Here is a 16,188-nt window from a genome sequence, read left to right as displayed (position 1 = left end):
TGATCGCTCCCACGCTCTGCGTGGTAACGCCTCGCTGGACGCTCCGCGTCCGCTGTTGTGACGCAGAGCGTCACGGGCTGCATTCCCACGCAGAGCGTGGGAACGATCTAAGCGCAGGCTGTTTAATTCTTCAGGTCTTCAGCGCCCTGCAACGGCTCATCACCCAGCAGCAAGTCCTTGTCGTGGCTGACCTGTTCTTCTTCGAACATGCGCCAGGTTCTATCGCCCTCGACACCGAGCAGTTCCACGAAGCGCCGACCTTCGACTTTGTCGGTGACCTGGCCGATGTAGCGGCCGGGTTCGCTGTCACTGCGGGCCAGGTTGATCTTGCGATCCTTCTCTGGCTGGGTCGGGGAAATCAGGTTCAGCTCCAGGGTCGACGGGTTGCTGTTGCCGGTCAGGTGCAATTCGACTTCACCGGTCAACTCGTCCAGGTGCACCTTGGCGCGCAGTTGCAGGGTCTGGGCCAACAGCTCGCGGTCCAGAGAGCGGTTGATACCTTTGCCGGCCTCGTAGTAGTTGTCGTTGACCAGGTTGTCCGGGTTCTTCACTGCAATGGTCACCATGGACAAGGTCAAGGTCACCGAGCAGGCCAGGATCCCAATGATGATCCAAGGCCAGAGGTGTTTGTACCAAGGGCTTTCGGCAGTGGCTGCGGGCATTGTTGTGCTCTCTAGTTAACGGAGTTTTTTATTAACGAACCTGGGGGCCGATGAATCGGCTCTTGGCTTCAATGTGGACGCTGTCGTCGTCGGCATCCCTGAGGATGAATTGCACCTCGTTGGTGCTCGACGGTAATTGTTCCGGTGCGCTGGAAAGCTCCACCGGCATGCTGAAGATTTCTCCGGCGGCGACCTTGATCTCGCGACGGCCTTGCAGCTTGAGGTCCGGCAGGCCCGAGGCGTCTAGCACGTAGGTGTGGTCGCGCTGGTCCTTGTTCATGATCTTCAGGCTGTAGACGTTTTCGATCCGGCCTTCGGCGTTTTCGCGGTACAGCACACGGTCCTTGCTCACATCAAAGCCCACCAGTGAGCGCATGAAAAATGCGCCGGCCAACAAGCTGATCATCGCCAGCAACACCAACGCATAACCGATCAGGCGCGGGCGTAGCTTGTGGGTTTTCTGCCCGGAAAGGTTGTGCTCGGTGGTGTAGCTGATCAGGCCGCGCGGGTAGTCCATCTTGTCCATGATGTTGTCGCAGGCGTCGATACACGCGGCGCAGCCAATGCACTCGATTTGCAGGCCGTCGCGGATGTCGATACCGGTGGGGCACACCTGCACGCACATCGTGCAATCGATGCAATCGCCCAGGCCTTGGGCTTTGTAGTCGATGCCTTTTTTGCGCGGGCCCCGCACCTCACCACGGCGCGGGTCGTAGGACACGATCAAGGTGTCTTTGTCGAACATCACGCTTTGGAACCGGGCATACGGGCACATGTAGATGCACACCTGTTCGCGCAGCCAGCCGGCGTTGCCATAGGTGGCGAGGGTGAAAAAACCGACCCAGAAATACGACCAGCCATCGGCCTGGCCGGTGAAGAAATCGAACACCAATTCACGGATCGGCGAGAAGTAGCCGACGAAGGTCATGCCGGTGACAAACCCGATCAACAACCACAGCGTGTGCTTGCTGAATTTGCGCAGGAATTTATTCGCGCCCATCGGCGCTTTATCCAGCTTGATGCGCTGGTTACGGTCGCCTTCGGTGACCTTTTCGCACCACATGAAGATCCAGGTCCACACGCTTTGTGGGCAGGTATAGCCACACCATACGCGCCCGGCGTACACCGTGATAAAGAACAGGCCAAAGGCAGCGACGATGAGAATGCCCGACAGCAGAATGAAATCCTGGGGCCAGAAAGTCGCGCCAAAAATAAAGAATTTACGCTCCGGCAGGTTCCACCACACGGCCTGATGGCCACCCCAGTTCAGCCACACAGTGCCGAAGTAGAGCAGGAATAAGCCAGCGCCACCGAGCATGCGTAAATTGCGGAACAGGCCGGTGAAGGCACGGGTGTAGATCTTCTCTCGCGACGCATAGAGGTCGACGGATTGGCTCGAGTTTTTGGCAGGCGGGGTAACGTCATGTACCGGTATTTGGTTGCTCATCATTGCATCCCACGGCGGTGGAGATTTGCCTCGGCCAGTACGTGCCAACCGGGGTCAAAAATAGGCTGTTGCAGTGGCGTAATGATACGCCCCTGATACTGCTGAAAGGGTGCGACCTTTGGTCGCGTTGGGGGAAATCAATTGATGGTGTAGGTGACGTGGATCAATTGACTTGTGAAGTATGGCTGGTTTTTGCGCGCAGGCTGGTCATTCGCCCCACGGATTAAGCAATGGAACGCCGCTCGATTTGAAGTCACTGACATTGCGCGTGACGACAGTAAGTCCATGAACCAGAGCAGTGGCAGCAATCAGCGCATCACGTTCATTCGCCTGGTCTGGCACATGCAGATGGGCGCAACGCAAAGCGACTGCGGCATCGACCGGCAGGATTCTGGCATCGAATGCCGGCAGGACATGACGCTTGAGCCAGGTACGCAAAACCTTTCCCTGGGCCGGGTCTTTGCGCTCCATGCGCAGTACCCCGGTTTCCAATTCTTTAAGCGTAATCGCGGAGATAAACATACGCAGCGCAATGACGCTTTTGGCCCAGGCGACCACGTTTGCGTCGGCCTGGGGTTTACGAAGTTCAGAGATTACGTTGGTGTCGAGTAGATACATCAAGAGAGGTCCACGGGTCGATGAGTGATCACGGCGCGTTCGGTTTCGAAGTCGATTTCGGCCGCTTCTGGCATCACCAACAGGTCAACGATGTCGGCGTTGAGGCCTGTCAGTTTCTGGTAGTCCTCAATGCTTAGCAGTACATGGGCAGGCTTGCCGCGGTCGGTGATAAAAACCGGCCCCTGACGGGCGGCTTTTTTGGCACCGCTTGTGTCTTGATTGAATTCACGGCTGGAAATGGTGGTGATGGTCATGGGGAATCCCCCTTCGGCAGGCTATATGTAGTTACGTTACTACTTGCCGATGGCAGGCATCAAGCTCGTCGTTACCAGCGGTCATGCGTCCATTGAATCGCTCAGGCGTTAGAAACGAAAAAGCCCCGCAATGCGGGGCTTTTTCGTTGCCGAGGCCTTACTGCTCCTCAGCTTGCTTATCGCCATGGGACAAGCTGTAAACATACGCCGCCAGCAAGTGCACCTTGTCATTGCCCTGCAACAACTCCTGCGCAGGCATCTGACCCTGACGGCCGTAACGAATGGTCTGCTGCAGTTGCGCGAAGCTCGAGCCGTAGATGAATGCGCCCGGGTGTGTCAGGTCGGGTGCGCCCATCGCGGGTGTGCCTTTACCGGCAGGGCGGTGGCAGGCCACGCAGTTGGCGGCGAAGAGTTTCGCGCCGTTGGCCACATCGGCCTTGGCACCTTCCGGCAGTTTGCGGCCGTCGAGGTTGGTCAGCACAAAGGCTGACACGTCGGCCACGCCTTGCTCGCCAATGACTTCGGCCCAGGCCGGCATCACCGCGTGGCGGCCTTTCATGATGGTTTCCTTGATGGTCGCGGGTTCACCGCCCCAGCGCCAGTCGGCATCGGTCAGGTTGGGGAAGCCGTAGGCGCCCTTGGCGTCGGAACCGTGGCACACCGAGCAGTTGGAGGCGAACAGGCGGCCACCCATCTTCAAGGCTTTCGGGTCCTTGGCGACTTCTTCAATCGGCATCGAGGCGAACTTGGCGAAGATCGGCCCGAACTTGGCGTCCGACTTGGCCATTTCCTTTTCCCACTCGTGCACGCCGGTCCAGCCGGTCCAGCCGGTCTGGCCGTTGGCGAAGGCCGTTTGCTTGTCATTGTCGAGGTAGTTGTAGCCCGGCAGCAGGCCTTTCCAGTTGCCCAAGCCTGGGTACAGCACCAGGTAGCCGAGGGCGAAAATGATGGTGCCGACGAACAGCATGAACCACCATTTTGGCAGCGGGTTGTCGTACTCCTCGATGCCGTCGAACGAGTGGCCGACGGTCTCGTCCGTTTGTTCGGTGCGCTGGCCCTTGCGGGTCGACAGCAGCAGCCAGGTCAGGGCGAAGATGGTACCCAGACTGAGGACTGTGACGTACAGACTCCAGAACGTAGTCATTCTTTGTTACTCCTAGACGCTTGCTCGACGTGCTTGATGGCTTCGGGGTCATCCGCAAAGGGCAACAGGGTTGCGTCGTCAAACTCCGACTTGCGCTTTGGGCTGAACACCCACAGTGCCAGGCCGATAAAGGCCACCATCACCACAACGGTGCCCAGGCCACGAATCATCCCGATATCCATGTAGGTCACCGTTTGCTTTTGATGATGGTGCCAAGGCCTTGCAGGTAGGCCACCAATGCGTCCATTTCGGTCTTGCCCTTGACGGCTGCGGCTGCACCGGCGATGTCTTCGTCGGTGTAGGGCACGCCCAGCGTGCGCAAGACTTCCATCTTCTTCGCGGTGTCCTTGCCGTCGAGCTTGTTTTCCACGAGGAACGGGTACGCCGGCATTTTCGACTCCGGCACCACGTTGCGCGGGTTGTACAAGTGCGCACGCTGCCAGTCATCGGAATAACGCCCGCCGACACGGGCCAAGTCCGGGCCGGTACGTTTGGAACCCCACAGGAACGGGTGGTCCCACACACTTTCACCGGCGACCGAGTAGTGGCCGTAGCGTTCGGTTTCGGCGCGGAACGGGCGGATCATCTGCGAGTGGCAGCCCACGCAACCGTTGGCGATGTAGACGTCGCGGCCTTCCAGTTCAAGCGCGGTGCGCGGCTTCATGCCTTCGACCGGCTTGTTGGTCACGTCCTGGAAAAACAGCGGAACGATCTGGGTCAGGCCGCCGATACTCACGGCGATAACCATGAAGAAGGCCAGCAGGCCGATATTCTTCTCGACTACTTCATGCTTCATCAGTGAGCTCCCACAACGGCGATCTTGGCGGCGGCTTCAGCCTCTACAGGGTCGGAGGCACGCACGGTGCGCCACACGTTGTAGGCCATGAACAGCATGCCGCTGGCAAAGAATGCACCACCGATGGCGCGGACGATGTAGCCCGGGTGACTGGCTTGCAGCGCTTCGACGAAGGAGTAGGTGAGGGTGCCGTCATCGTTGATCGCACGCCACATCAGGCCTTGGGTGATGCCGTTGACCCACATCGAGGCGATGTAGAGCACGGTGCCGATGGTGGCCAGCCAGAAGTGCGCATTGATCAGCCCGACGCTGTGCATCTGCGCACGGCCGAACAGTTTAGGGATCATGTGGTACAGCGCGCCGATGGAGATCATCGCCACCCAACCCAGAGCGCCGGCGTGGACGTGGCCGATGGTCCAGTCGGTGTAGTGGGACAGCGAGTTGACGGTCTTGATCGCCATCATCGGCCCTTCAAAGGTCGACATGCCGTAGAACGCCAGCGACACCACCAGGAAACGCAGGATCGGGTCGGTGCGCAATTTATGCCAGGCGCCCGACAGGGTCATCATGCCGTTGATCATGCCGCCCCAGCTTGGGGCCAGCAGGATGATCGACATCGCCATGCCCAGCGACTGGGCCCAATCGGGCAGCGCGGTGTAGTGCAAGTGGTGAGGGCCGGCCCAGATGTACAGGGTGATCAGCGCCCAGAAGTGCACGATGGACAGGCGATACGAGTAGATCGGACGCTCGGCCTGTTTGGGCACGAAGTAATACATCATCCCCAGGAAGCCGGTGGTGAGGAAGAAGCCCACGGCGTTGTGGCCGTACCACCACTGAATCATTGCGTCCGTCGCCCCGGCGTAGGCCGAGTAGGACTTGAATAGGCTGACCGGCAACGACGCGTGGTTGACGATGTGCAGCATCGCCGTGACCAGGATGAAGGCACCGTAGAACCAGTTGCCCACATAAATGTGCTTGGTCTTGCGCTTGACGATAGTGCCGAAGAACACCACGGCGTAGGTCACCCAGACGATAGCGAGCAAAATCGCGATCGGCCATTCCAGCTCGGCGTATTCCTTGGTGGTGGTGTAGCCCAGCGGCAGGGTGATGATGGCGCCGAGGATCACGGCTTGCCAGCCCCAGAAGGTGAAGGCGGCCAGGCCATCGGAGATCAGTCGCGTCTGGCAGGTTCGCTGCACGACATAGTAGGAGGTGGCAAACAACGCACAGCCACCGAAGGCAAAAATCACCAGGTTGGTGTGCAGCGGGCGCAGGCGGCCGAAGGTCGTCCATGGCAAACCGAAATTCAACTCCGGCCAAACCAATTGCGAGGCGATGAACACCCCGAGCCCCATGCCAAGGATCCCCCAGACCACCGTCATGATGGCGAACTGGCGGACTACCTTATAGTTATAAGCAGTCGGACTGATTGCTGTGCTCATTCTAAGGTTCCACGGTTTAGGTTTTTTTATAGGTAAAATCGGCCGCAAGTATGTAGAAAGCGAGGGGTCATTGCAACGCAATGGCTGACCTGTATCAATACGTTCCACGCCAGATTCTGCGCCCTTTCCATGTTTGGTGTAAGGACAAAACCAGAAATAAAAAGCTGATCGAGTAGACAGGAAAAATTTCAGGTCGCAACGCCAGCAGCTACGTGCGCCAAAACCGGCCCGCTGTTGGGCAAGCGTAGACCCGAATGGCAGGAGGGGAAAGTGGATGTCGGGAAGGGTGCGACACTTGGTCGCTTAGAAAGGTAGTGCTGCCGCCCCACATTGGGGCGGCAGTCACCGGTTACTGCGGTTGGCTTTCTGGCGTTGCGCCATCAGCGTTGTGGGACAGGCTGTAAACATAGGCTGCGAGCAGGTGCACCTTGTCATTGCCTTGCAGCACTTCCTGCGCTGGCATCTGGCCTTGGCGGCCGTGGCGGATGGTCTGCTGCAGTTGCGCCAGGCTGGTGCCGTAAATGAAACCGGCGGGCTCGGTCAGGTTCGGCGAGCCCATCGCTTCCATGCCGTGGCCTTGTGGGCCGTGGCAGGCGACGCAGGTGGTGTTGAAAGCGGCTTGACCGGCCGCCAGATCGGCGGTGCTGTCGGCGGGTAATGGCAGCTTGGCCAGGTCGTGACGCACAAAGGCGGCGACGTTCTTCACACCGTCTTCGCCCAGTATTTCACCCCAGGCGGGCATTGCCGCGTGGCGACCATTGAGGATGGTCGTCTTGATTGCTTGCGCCGAACCGCCCCAGCGCCAGATGTTGTCCGCCAGGTTTGGGAAACCGTAGGCGCCCTTGGCATCCGAGCCGTGGCACACCGCGCAGTTGGAGGCAAACAGGCGGCCACCCATTTTCAGCGCTTGCGGGTCTTTGGCGACTTCTTCCACCGGCATGGCCGCGAATTTGGCGAAGATCGGCCCGAACTTGGTATCGGCCTTGGCCATTTCCTTGTCCCATTCCTTGGCCGAGGTCCAGCCGTCTTCATAGCCCGGCAACACGCCTTTCCAGTTGCCCAGGCCCGGGTAGAGGATCAGGTAGCCAACGGCAAACACCAACGTGCCGGCGAACAACATGAACCACCACTGCGGCAGCGGGTTGTCGTATTCCTCAATGCCATCGAAGGCGTGGCCCATGGTCTGGTCGACGCTGCCCTTGGTCTCGCCCTTGCGGGTGCCGACCAATAGCCAGGTCAGGCCGATCAGGCTGCCGAGGGTCAATACGCAGATCCATGTACTCCAGAAGGTAGTCATGGGCGAGTGCTCCTTGTTACAGGCTCTTCTTGAGCGTCGGATGGAGAAGGTTCATCGGCGAAGGGCAGCAGGCGGGCCTGCTCGAATTCCTCATTGCGCCGGTTGTTGAACACCCACAGCGACAGGCCGATAAAAGCGATGGCGACCACCAGCGTGCCAAGGCCGCGGATGGTGCCTGCATCGAATTCAAATCCCATGGCTCACCTCTTGCTCTTGATGGCAGTGCCGAGCACTTGCAGGTACGCAACCAGCGCGTCCATCTCGGTCTTGCCCTTGAGGCTGGCGACGGCGCCACTGATGTCGTCGTCGGTGTACGGCACGCCGAGGGTACGCATCACTTTCAACTTGGTCTCGGTGTGGCTGTTGTCGACCTGCGCGGTGACCAGCCATGGGTACGCCGGCATTTTCGACTCCGGCACCACGTTGCGCGGGTTGTACAAATGCGCGCGGTGCCAGTCGTCCGAGTAGCGCGCGCCGACGCGGGCCAGGTCCGGCCCAGTGCGCTTGGAGCCCCACAGGAATGGGTGGTCCCACACGCTTTCGCCGGCGACCGAGTAGTGGCCGTAGCGTTCGGTTTCGGCGCGGAACGGGCGGATCATCTGCGAGTGGCACTGTACGCAGCCTTCGCGGATGTAGATGTCGCGGCCTTCCAGTTGCAGCGCGGTGTAGGGCTTCATGCCTTCGACCGGTTTGTTGGTCACGTCCTGGAAGAACAGCGGGACGATCTGGGTCAGGCCGCCGATGCTCACGGCGAGCACCATCAGCAGCATCAGCAGGCCGACGTTCTTTTCAATCGTTTCGTGTTTCATCACAGACTCCTCAGGCCATCTGCGCGGCGGTGGCGACTTCAGCGGGTTGCGCCGAACGCACGGTGCGCCAAGTGTTGTAAGCCATCAGGAACATGCCGCTGAGGAAGATCGCTCCGCCCACCAGCCGCACGATGAAGCCTGGGTGGCTGGCCACCAGGGTTTCGACGAAGGAGTAGGTCAAGGTGCCGTCCTCGTTGACCGCACGCCACATCAGGCCCTGGGCGATGCCGTTGACCCACATCGAGGCGATGTAGAGCACGGTGCCGATGGTGGCCAGCCAGAAGTGCGCGTTGATCAGGCCGAGGCTGTACATCTGCTCGCGGCCGAAGATTTTCGGGATCATGTGGTACAGCGCGCCGATGGAAATCATCGCCACCCAACCGAGCGCCCCGGCGTGTACGTGGCCGATGGTCCAGTCGGTGTAGTGGGAGAGGGCGTTGACCGTCTTGATCGCCATCATCGGCCCTTCGAAGGTCGACATGCCGTAGAAGGCCAGGGACACGACGAGAAAGCGCAGGATCGGGTCGCTGCGCAACTTATGCCAGGCGCCCGAGAGCGTCATCATGCCGTTGATCATGCCGCCCCAGCTTGGCGCCAGCAGTACCAGCGACATCACCATGCCCAGCGACTGTGCCCAATCGGGCAGCGCGGTGTAGTGCAGGTGGTGAGGGCCGGCCCAGATGTACAGGGTGATCAGCGCCCAGAAGTGCACGATGGACAAGCGATAGGAATACACCGGCCGCTCGGCCTGTTTCGGCACGAAGTAATACATCATGCCAAGGAAGCCGGCGGTGAGGAAAAAGCCTACCGCGTTATGCCCATACCACCACTGCACCATGGCATCTGTCGCACCACCGTAGAGGGAGTAGGACTTGGTCAGGCTGACCGGGATTTCCAAGTTGTTGACGATGTGCAGGATGGCCACGGTGATGATGAACGCACCGAAGAACCAGTTGCCGACGTAGATGTGCTTGGTGTTGCGCTTCATGATCGTGCCGAAGAACACGATGGCGTAGGCAACCCAGACGATGGTGATCAGGATGTCGATCGGCCATTCCAGCTCGGCGTATTCCTTGGAACTGGTGTAGCCCAGCGGCAAGCTGATCGCGGCCAACAGGATGACCAACTGCCAGCCCCAGAAGCAGAACGCGGCGATTTTCGGCGCGAACAGCTGTGTTTGGCAGGTACGCTGCACCGAGTAAAACGAGCTGGCGAACAGCGCGCAGCCGCCGAAGGCGAAGATCACCGCGTTGGTGTGCAGCGGGCGCAAGCGGCCGAAGCTGGTCCAAGGCAAATCGAAGTTGAGTGCAGGCCAAACCAATTGAGCGGCGAGAAAAACCCCGAGCCCCATGCCGACGATGCCCCACACCACCGTCATAATGGCGAATTGGCGGACCACCTTGTAGTTATAGGCGGTACTTAAAGTAGTGTTCATGGTTCCCCATCCACGGTTCAACCCAAGCAAATGCGGCACTTGGGCTGGAGTTATAGGCAGACTAAAAAGCGAGGCAAGCATGGGCAAAGAGCACAAGGCCAGTATTGACGGGGATCAATGGGCGCAGTGTGTGCGGGAACGTGGCTGGTTGTGGGATGCGGCGACGGGGTCTATCGCGCGCGAACCTGTGACGTTGATCCTGGCCCACGGTGCAGGCGCACCGATGGACTCAGCCTTTATGAACGACATGGCTGCACGCCTTGCCGGGCATGGCGTGAACGTGTTGCGCTTCGAGTTTCCATACATGGCTCAACGCCGTTTGGACGGTGGCAAACGCCCACCGAACCCGGCGCCGAAACTGCTGGAATACTGGCGTGAGGTGTATGCCGAGGTGCGACGTCATGTCGCGGGTAGACTGGCCGTTGGCGGCAAGTCCATGGGCGGGCGGATGGCGAGCATTTTGGCTGATGAGTTAGGCGCTGATGGGCTGGTGTGCCTGGGTTATCCGTTTTACGCGGTGGGCAAACCGGAAAAGCCACGGGTCGAGCACTTGGCCGGGCTGAAGACGCCGACGTTGATTGTACAGGGCGAGCGCGATGCCCTGGGTAATCGGGCGGCGGTGCAGGGCTATGACTTGTCGCCGAGCATCGAGGTGATGTGGCTGGTGGCGGGGGATCATGACTTGAAACCGTTGAAGGCTTCGGGGTTCACGCATGAGCAGCATTTGGAGGCGGCGGCGGTGGAAGTGGCTGGGTTTCTCCACTGATCATTCCCACGCTCCGCGTTGGAATGCAGCCTGGACGCTCTGCGTCCGCTTCTAAAGTCGTAACGCAGGGCGTCACGGGAGGCGTTCCCACGCAGAGCGTGGGAACGATCTGTATCAGCGGTTAAAACGTTCCACCAGCGAATACTGGGTATTCGCCGTATGCGTCAGCTCTTCACTCAACTGCGCCGAGTTCATCGCCTGTTCCGAGGTCTGGTCCGCCAACAGCGCAATCGTGCTGATATTGCGGCTGATCTCTTCGGCCACCGCGCTTTGCTCTTCGGTGGCAGCGGCAATCTGCGTGGTCATGTCGGTGATATTGGCCACTGCTTCACTGATGCCTACCAACGCCTGATCCGCCTCCAGCACCCGCGCCACACCTTCTTCGGCCTGGCGATGCCCGGCGTCCATGGCTTGCACGGCAACGGAGGCCGTCTGCTGCAGCTTGGCGATCAAGGCATGGATCTGCCCGGTCGATTCGGCCGTGCGCTGCGCCAGTTGGCGAACTTCGTCAGCCACCACCGCAAAACCACGGCCCATCTCCCCGGCACGGGCCGCTTCGATGGCGGCGTTCAGTGCCAGCAGGTTGGTCTGGTCGGCGATGCCCTTGATCACATCCACCACGCCGCCGATTTCGTCGCTGTCTTTGGCCAGTTGGGTCACGGTCACACCGGTTTCACCCACGGCAACCGACAGCCGCTGGATCGCTTCGCGGGTTTCCCCGGCGATATCGCGGCCACGGCCCGTCAGGCGATTGGCTTCCTGGGTGGCGTCAGCCGTGCGCTGCACATGGCTGGCCACTTCCTGGGTTGTCGCCGCCATCTGGTTGACGGCGGTGGCCACCTGCTCGGTTTCCACGCGCTGGCGTTCCAGGCCGCTGGAGCTGTTATGCGCCAGGGTATTGGACTGCGCCGCTTGGGCGTTGAGGTGTTCAGCAGTGTCCTGCAAGCGCGTAAGGCAGGTCTTCAAGCGCGCTTCCTGGCTGAGAATCGACATCTCCAAGCGTGCTTGTGCACCCCGGCTGTCGGTGTACATCTGCGCGATCAGCGGGTCGGAAGTGGTCTGCTCGGCCAAGCGCAGCAAACGCTTGAGCCCACGCTGCTGCCAGCTCAGGCCCAGCAGGCCCAACGGCACCGACAACCCTGCAGCCAGGGCAAAGCCCCAGTGAGAGTTGAGTGACGCACCGATCATGAAGCTCAACTGGCTGACCAAGATAAACGGCAGCCAGTCCTGCAACACCGGCAGCCACTTATCACGCCGAGGAACAGCCGACTTGCCTTGGTTGATACGTTGATAAAGCGCTTCGGCCCGGCGGATCTGCTCGGCGGTGGGCTTGATGCGCACCGATTCATAGCCGACCACCTGGGTGCCATCGAAAACCGGCGTCACATAGGCGTTAACCCAATAGTGATCGCCGGTCTTGCAGCGGTTCTTAACGATGCCCATCCATGGCAAGCCTTGTTTGAGCGTGGACCACATATGCGCGAACACCGCCGGCGGCACATCCGGGTGACGCACCAAGTTGTGCGGTGCCCGGATCAGTTCTTCACGGGTGAACCCACTGATATCGACAAACGCGTCGTTGCAGTAGGTGATGACCCCTTTGGCATCTGTGGTGGAGATCAACCGTTGCTGAGCGGGGAAGGTACGTTCGCGCTGGGTAACGGGTTGGTTATTACGCATGGTTGTTCAATCCGCAAGGCTTTCAGGGGTTGTCGGCCGTAGCGGGCTTTTATTTAGCTTAATTTTGTAATAATCAGCTGGCCAGCATCGGGTAGGTAAACAACCCGAAGTGAAGCAGGTTCAGGCCAAAGTGCGTGGCAATGGCTGCACCCAGTCCGCCAAAGCGATAAGCCAGGCCATAACCGACGCCTGCAATGCTCGCCAGTAGCACCCACTGCCAACCTGCGCCAAGGTGCACCAAGCCGAATAACAGCGAAGCCAGCAGTAACGCGAGGTTCTCGCCGTAGGGCAGGTGCTTCAAGCGTTGGCTCAGCCCCCCTTGGATGTAACCGCGGAACAGCGCTTCTTCCACCAGTGTCACCAACAGCAGGTTATTCAGCACCCATAGCCAGGCCTGCTCCGGCCATTTCGGCGCCCAACTGATAATCCCCATCAAGGCTGCGCCGCCTAGCGCAGCGATCGCCGTCAGAGTTAACGCCAGCGCCGTGACGCAGATTGCCAGGCGCCACGAACGCCGCGCCACGATCCATGGGCAAGCCAGCAGTAGCCAGAAGCCAATCAGTGGCTTGTCCTGGTTCAGGTACATTGAAAATGGCACTGAATCAGGCGTGAAGCGCTTGGGCGCAATGCCACGCCCGTTGTAGAAGCCCGGCAGCCAGTGCATTGCCAACCCCAAGGCCAAAACGATGAACAACCCGTGGCCGAGATAGCGTGTCCACGGGTTGCGTTGCTGGCGTACGGCATACCCGGCGATCAGCAGCATGGCTACAGAGACTGCCGCCAGCAAGCCGAGTTGACCGTAAGTCAAGGCAACCACATAGCCAATGGAAAGAAGGGTCAGGTACAGCCAGGGCAGAGCGATCATGTGAAATCCTTGGAAAAAACTGGTCGGCATTATAGCGACCAGTGTGATTCGCAGGCATGAAAACTCCGCTACGCAAAACACCTGAGTGAAGCGATTGCAAAATTTGATCTCGGCTGGTTATAGTCGTCGCTTGTTCATCCCTTCACACAAGATCAGCCCATGCCAGCTTCCCCTCGCATAGCGGTATTCGATTCAGCGCTCAACGCTGTGGTCGTGCCGTGCGGGAATCAGCAGCCTGCGCAGATCAGTCACTACCCCCCACCTGTCAGTAGCACGCCGGTGTACGCAGTCGTATCACCGCCGGGTGTTGGCATTACGGGCTGATCAGCGAATCGCTGTTCCCTCCTGCCCGCCTGAAAAAAACCTACTGAGTTTCAGCCTTGGCTGAATTGGCTTTTTTGCCTGATTACAGGTGGTATCCATGTCTGTTCTTTCGAAACAATCCGTGGCCGCGGCGGCCTCGACGAGCCTGTTTGTCCTGCTGTGGAGCAGTGGCGCGATTTTCTCCAAGTTGGGCCTGGCCCATGCTTCGCCCTTTGCTTTTCTGTTGATCCGTTTTGCCATTGCCCTGGCGGGGTTAGTGGTTCTGGTACCGATGCTCAAGCTCAAACTTCCACGCCCCGGCAGGCCGATGCTGTATGCGGCAGCAACCGGGCTAGTGCTGTTGGGGGGTTATCAGATTTTCTATTTGCTGGCCCTGGACCTCAAAGTGACGCCCGGTGTGATGGCAACCATCATGGGCGTGCAGCCGATCCTCACCGTGGTGCTGATGGAGCGCCAGCGTTCCTGGAACCGGATGTTCGGCCTGGGCCTGGGGTTGGCAGGTTTGATCATGGTGGTTTACCAAGGCATCGGACTGTCCGGCATGTCGATGGCCGGGATGTTGTTTGGGCTGCTGGCGCTGGCGAGCATGACCTTTGGTTCTATCATGCAGAAGCGCATTACTGACAACCCTTTGGGCACGCTGCCGGTGCAGTACCTCGCCGGGCTATTACTGTGCTCAGTGTTTGTGCCGTTCCAGCCATTTCACTTTGAAAACAACGCCAGCTTTTACCTGCCGGTGCTGTGGATGGGGTTAGTGGTGTCATTGCTGGCGACACTGTTGCTGTACCGCCTGATCGCTCGGGGCAATCTGGTGAATGTCACCAGTCTGTTTTACTTGGTGCCGGCGGTGACGGCGGTGATGGATTACCTGATTTTTGGTAATCGGCTTGCATTTATGAGCGTGCTGGGAATGGGGCTGATCATTGTTGGGTTGGTGTTCGTGTTCCGTAAAAACTAGAGATCTGCGCCTCCCTCCTTCGCTTTGGGGCGAGGGGGGCTCAATAAGTGCACGGCGAGGTGTAGCCACAGCTGCCAGCGTCAATAATTTTTAATGGCCTTCATTCATGCTCCAATTTGATGCAATGACTTTATGATTTAATCACTGGCGTATTTGATCGCACCAAGACGGGGATTAAGTGCATGAAAATTTCGTTTGTTTAAATGAAGTGCGGTGACGCATTGGGCAGGATGATGAGGGTGAACCTATGCGTTACTCGAGTGTTTGGTTAGGTTCTTTGAGTGTTTCTGGTTTGGAGCACTCAGCCGTGCCGCAGGGGAGGGTGCCTTCACAATTGCAATAATATGACGCACCACTATGTGGATATTTCGAACTCCGTTACTGAATATGTTTAATGAACTTTCGCATGAGTGGAGTGTCTTCGGCGCTCATCAGGGTTTGATAGGCAGGGCCACCTCAGTGGTTGGCTCGCAGCGGTTGCGGGGTGTAGCACAATGACATTTATCTTTCGCGACGAATATATTCAAGCCTGTCAGTAAGGCTCGGCTCTAGGTAGTGCTGTGCGCGCTGGTCAAAGTGTGCGCGGTTTTGAGGCCCGACAACTGGTTGTAATGTAAGATTGTTCCTGCGGAAAAAAGCTGCAATAATTCCGTCTTTCTCAGGGCCCGTATCCGTGTTTCCTACATGGTATTAAGTTCGCCGCGAAGGAATATTGGTGTCTATTTATACATTGCGTAGTCCTTCTGCTGTGGAATCGCACGATTTTTGCACCGCAAAAGTGGCGGTATTGATGTGCACGTACAACGGCGAATCCTATCTGGCCGAGCAGCTCGACTCGTTTGAGCGGCAGACATATGCTAATTGGGCCTTGGTGGTCTCTGACGACGGCTCCCATGACGCAACGCTGTCGCTTCTTAACGATTACAGCGCTCGCTGGGGAGCTGAACGGCTTAAGGTTGTCGGCGGGCCGAAGAGGGGCTTTGCAGCCAATTTTCTCTCCCTGACGTGCCGTGATGATATCGAAGCCGACTTTTTTGCATGGTCAGACCAAGACGACATCTGGACTGACGACAAGCTTGAGGTTGCGCTTGCTTGGCTGCAGACTATTCCCACGGATGTTCCTGCTCTCTATTGCGGGCGTACCCAATTGATCAGTGAGCTGGGTGAGCCTATAGGGTTTTCACCTCGGTTCCTTCTGCCGCCTGGTTTCCCCAATGCGCTTGTTCAGAGTATCGCCGGTGGCAACACCATGGTGTTCAATCAGGCTGCTCGCGACCTGCTGCGCGAGGCAGGGGCGGACCTGGTTCTTCCTGCTCATGATTGGTGGGCCTATCAGTTGGTCTCGGGGGCGGGGGGCGTCATACACTATGACCCTGAACCCAAGATGCTCTACCGACAGCACAGTGAGAACCTGATCGGCAGTAACTCGGGCTGGACTGCACGCTTGGTTCGCCTGCGCATGGTCTTTCAAGGCCGATTCTATGAATGGAATGAGCAGAATATTCGCGCACTTGAGTCCATGGAGCATCGGCTTTGTGAGGAGCATCTGGCGACTCTTGTGCGGTTCAAGGTAGCAAGGGGCCAAACATTCATTCGACGCGTCCTGGGTATCCGGTTGGCTGGTCTGTATCGGCAAACTTTTATGGGAAACCTTGGGCTGACTCTCGCAACATTACTAAAAAAGATCTGAC

General features: G+C 58.7%; 17 protein-coding genes. 3 read left to right on the top strand and 14 right to left on the bottom strand.

Translation table 11 applies throughout. The features are described 5' to 3' along the window. Positions 1-122 precede the first annotated feature (122 nt). The 12 genes from K0P33_RS23685 to ccoN (K0P33_RS23630) all read right to left on the bottom strand — a co-directional run bounded on the left by K0P33_RS23685 (position 123) and on the right by ccoN (K0P33_RS23630) (position 9,904). Entirely contained in the window at positions 123-662 is a 540-nt protein-coding gene (locus tag K0P33_RS23685) for a FixH family protein (RefSeq protein ID WP_242151801.1), read from the bottom strand. Between the two features lie 31 nt (positions 663-693). After that, on the bottom strand, positions 694-2,109 hold the full coding sequence (gene ccoG, locus K0P33_RS23680; protein WP_242151798.1) for a cytochrome c oxidase accessory protein CcoG: 1,416 nt from the start codon (positions 2,107-2,109) through the stop codon (positions 694-696). Between the two features lie 207 nt (positions 2,110-2,316). After that, positions 2,317-2,727, bottom strand: a complete 411-nt coding sequence (locus K0P33_RS23675; RefSeq protein ID WP_242151795.1) for a type II toxin-antitoxin system VapC family toxin — start codon at positions 2,725-2,727, stop codon at positions 2,317-2,319. After that, the gene (locus K0P33_RS23670) at positions 2,727-2,981 is read right to left on the bottom strand and encodes a type II toxin-antitoxin system Phd/YefM family antitoxin (protein WP_016979309.1); all 255 of its coding nucleotides are present in this window, start codon (positions 2,979-2,981) and stop codon (positions 2,727-2,729) included. Before K0P33_RS23670 ends, K0P33_RS23675 begins: the two co-directional genes overlap by 1 nt. Before the next feature lie 157 nt (positions 2,982-3,138). Then, positions 3,139-4,125, bottom strand: a complete 987-nt coding sequence (ccoP, locus tag K0P33_RS23665) for a cytochrome-c oxidase, cbb3-type subunit III (protein WP_242151791.1) — start codon at positions 4,123-4,125, stop codon at positions 3,139-3,141. Further along, positions 4,122-4,307, bottom strand: a complete 186-nt coding sequence (locus K0P33_RS23660; RefSeq protein WP_003183474.1) for a CcoQ/FixQ family Cbb3-type cytochrome c oxidase assembly chaperone — start codon at positions 4,305-4,307, stop codon at positions 4,122-4,124. The genes ccoP (K0P33_RS23665) and K0P33_RS23660 overlap by 4 nt, the downstream gene beginning before the upstream one ends. Before the next feature lie 5 nt (positions 4,308-4,312). Further along, positions 4,313-4,921: a cytochrome-c oxidase, cbb3-type subunit II gene (gene ccoO / locus K0P33_RS23655; protein ID WP_003193167.1), complete on the bottom strand. Its 609-nt coding sequence runs from the start codon at positions 4,919-4,921 to the stop codon at positions 4,313-4,315. Then, a complete protein-coding gene (gene ccoN / locus K0P33_RS23650) occupies positions 4,921-6,363 on the bottom strand; it encodes a cytochrome-c oxidase, cbb3-type subunit I (protein WP_094949610.1) in 1,443 nt (480 codons plus the stop codon). Before ccoN (K0P33_RS23650) ends, ccoO (K0P33_RS23655) begins: the two co-directional genes overlap by 1 nt. A 349-nt stretch (positions 6,364-6,712) precedes the next feature. Further along, positions 6,713-7,660 (bottom strand): cytochrome-c oxidase, cbb3-type subunit III, encoded by a 948-nt coding sequence (gene ccoP, locus K0P33_RS23645; protein ID WP_094949611.1) that lies wholly within the window; start codon positions 7,658-7,660, stop codon positions 6,713-6,715. Further along, complete coding sequence (locus K0P33_RS23640) at positions 7,657-7,857, bottom strand: cbb3-type cytochrome c oxidase subunit 3 (protein WP_094949612.1); 201 nt, start codon at positions 7,855-7,857, stop codon at positions 7,657-7,659. Before K0P33_RS23640 ends, ccoP (K0P33_RS23645) begins: the two co-directional genes overlap by 4 nt. A gap of 3 nt (positions 7,858-7,860) precedes the next feature. Then, positions 7,861-8,469 (bottom strand): cytochrome-c oxidase, cbb3-type subunit II, encoded by a 609-nt coding sequence (gene ccoO, locus K0P33_RS23635; RefSeq protein WP_094949613.1) that lies wholly within the window; start codon positions 8,467-8,469, stop codon positions 7,861-7,863. A 10-nt stretch (positions 8,470-8,479) separates the two neighbouring features. Beyond that, on the bottom strand, positions 8,480-9,904 hold the full coding sequence (ccoN, locus tag K0P33_RS23630) for a cytochrome-c oxidase, cbb3-type subunit I (protein ID WP_094949614.1): 1,425 nt from the start codon (positions 9,902-9,904) through the stop codon (positions 8,480-8,482). A 79-nt stretch (positions 9,905-9,983) separates the two neighbouring features. Between ccoN (K0P33_RS23630) and K0P33_RS23625 the strand changes: the two genes are divergently transcribed. Then, the gene (locus K0P33_RS23625; RefSeq protein ID WP_242151788.1) at positions 9,984-10,670 is read left to right on the top strand and encodes an alpha/beta family hydrolase; all 687 of its coding nucleotides are present in this window, start codon (positions 9,984-9,986) and stop codon (positions 10,668-10,670) included. A gap of 114 nt (positions 10,671-10,784) precedes the next feature. Here the strand turns inward: K0P33_RS23625 and K0P33_RS23620 are convergent, their stop codons facing one another. After that, positions 10,785-12,350 (bottom strand): PAS domain-containing methyl-accepting chemotaxis protein, encoded by a 1,566-nt coding sequence (locus K0P33_RS23620; protein WP_094949616.1) that lies wholly within the window; start codon positions 12,348-12,350, stop codon positions 10,785-10,787. 73 nt (positions 12,351-12,423) lie between these two features. After that, positions 12,424-13,215: a CPBP family intramembrane glutamic endopeptidase gene (locus K0P33_RS23615; protein ID WP_242151786.1), complete on the bottom strand. Its 792-nt coding sequence runs from the start codon at positions 13,213-13,215 to the stop codon at positions 12,424-12,426. Between the two features lie 421 nt (positions 13,216-13,636). Between K0P33_RS23615 and K0P33_RS23610 the strand changes: the two genes are divergently transcribed. Together K0P33_RS23610 and K0P33_RS23605 are read left to right on the top strand one after the other, a co-directional pair. Continuing rightward, positions 13,637-14,497 (top strand): DMT family transporter, encoded by an 861-nt coding sequence (locus K0P33_RS23610; protein WP_242151784.1) that lies wholly within the window; start codon positions 13,637-13,639, stop codon positions 14,495-14,497. 715 nt (positions 14,498-15,212) lie between these two features. Beyond that, a complete protein-coding gene (locus K0P33_RS23605; RefSeq protein ID WP_242151781.1) occupies positions 15,213-16,187 on the top strand; it encodes a glycosyltransferase family 2 protein in 975 nt (324 codons plus the stop codon). Position 16,188: the final 1 nt, after the last annotated feature.

The organism is Pseudomonas sp. ArH3a (assembly GCF_022648765.1).
Classification (GTDB): domain Bacteria; phylum Pseudomonadota; class Gammaproteobacteria; order Pseudomonadales; family Pseudomonadaceae; genus Aquipseudomonas.
This window is presented reverse-complemented; position numbering and strand designations above follow the sequence as displayed.

Excerpts from the sequence above, each read along its gene's own strand:
- K0P33_RS23685 (WP_242151801.1), bottom strand. The coding sequence starts at position 662 with ATGCCCGCAGCCACTGCCGAAAGCCCTTGGTACAAACACCTCTGGCCT.
- ccoG (WP_242151798.1), bottom strand. The coding sequence starts at position 2,109 with ATGAGCAACCAAATACCGGTACATGACGTTACCCCGCCTGCCAAAAAC.
- K0P33_RS23675 (WP_242151795.1), bottom strand. The coding sequence starts at position 2,727 with ATGTATCTACTCGACACCAACGTAATCTCTGAACTTCGTAAACCCCAG.
- K0P33_RS23670 (WP_016979309.1), bottom strand. The coding sequence starts at position 2,981 with ATGACCATCACCACCATTTCCAGCCGTGAATTCAATCAAGACACAAGC.
- ccoP (WP_242151791.1), bottom strand. The coding sequence starts at position 4,125 with ATGACTACGTTCTGGAGTCTGTACGTCACAGTCCTCAGTCTGGGTACC.
- K0P33_RS23660 (WP_003183474.1), bottom strand. The coding sequence starts at position 4,307 with ATGGATATCGGGATGATTCGTGGCCTGGGCACCGTTGTGGTGATGGTG.
- ccoO (WP_003193167.1), bottom strand. The coding sequence starts at position 4,921 with ATGAAGCATGAAGTAGTCGAGAAGAATATCGGCCTGCTGGCCTTCTTC.
- ccoN (WP_094949610.1), bottom strand. The coding sequence starts at position 6,363 with ATGAGCACAGCAATCAGTCCGACTGCTTATAACTATAAGGTAGTCCGC.
- ccoP (WP_094949611.1), bottom strand. The coding sequence starts at position 7,660 with ATGACTACCTTCTGGAGTACATGGATCTGCGTATTGACCCTCGGCAGC.
- K0P33_RS23640 (WP_094949612.1), bottom strand. The coding sequence starts at position 7,857 with ATGGGATTTGAATTCGATGCAGGCACCATCCGCGGCCTTGGCACGCTG.
- ccoO (WP_094949613.1), bottom strand. The coding sequence starts at position 8,469 with ATGAAACACGAAACGATTGAAAAGAACGTCGGCCTGCTGATGCTGCTG.
- ccoN (WP_094949614.1), bottom strand. The coding sequence starts at position 9,904 with ATGAACACTACTTTAAGTACCGCCTATAACTACAAGGTGGTCCGCCAA.
- K0P33_RS23625 (WP_242151788.1), top strand. The coding sequence starts at position 9,984 with ATGGGCAAAGAGCACAAGGCCAGTATTGACGGGGATCAATGGGCGCAG.
- K0P33_RS23620 (WP_094949616.1), bottom strand. The coding sequence starts at position 12,350 with ATGCGTAATAACCAACCCGTTACCCAGCGCGAACGTACCTTCCCCGCT.
- K0P33_RS23615 (WP_242151786.1), bottom strand. The coding sequence starts at position 13,215 with ATGATCGCTCTGCCCTGGCTGTACCTGACCCTTCTTTCCATTGGCTAT.
- K0P33_RS23610 (WP_242151784.1), top strand. The coding sequence starts at position 13,637 with ATGTCTGTTCTTTCGAAACAATCCGTGGCCGCGGCGGCCTCGACGAGC.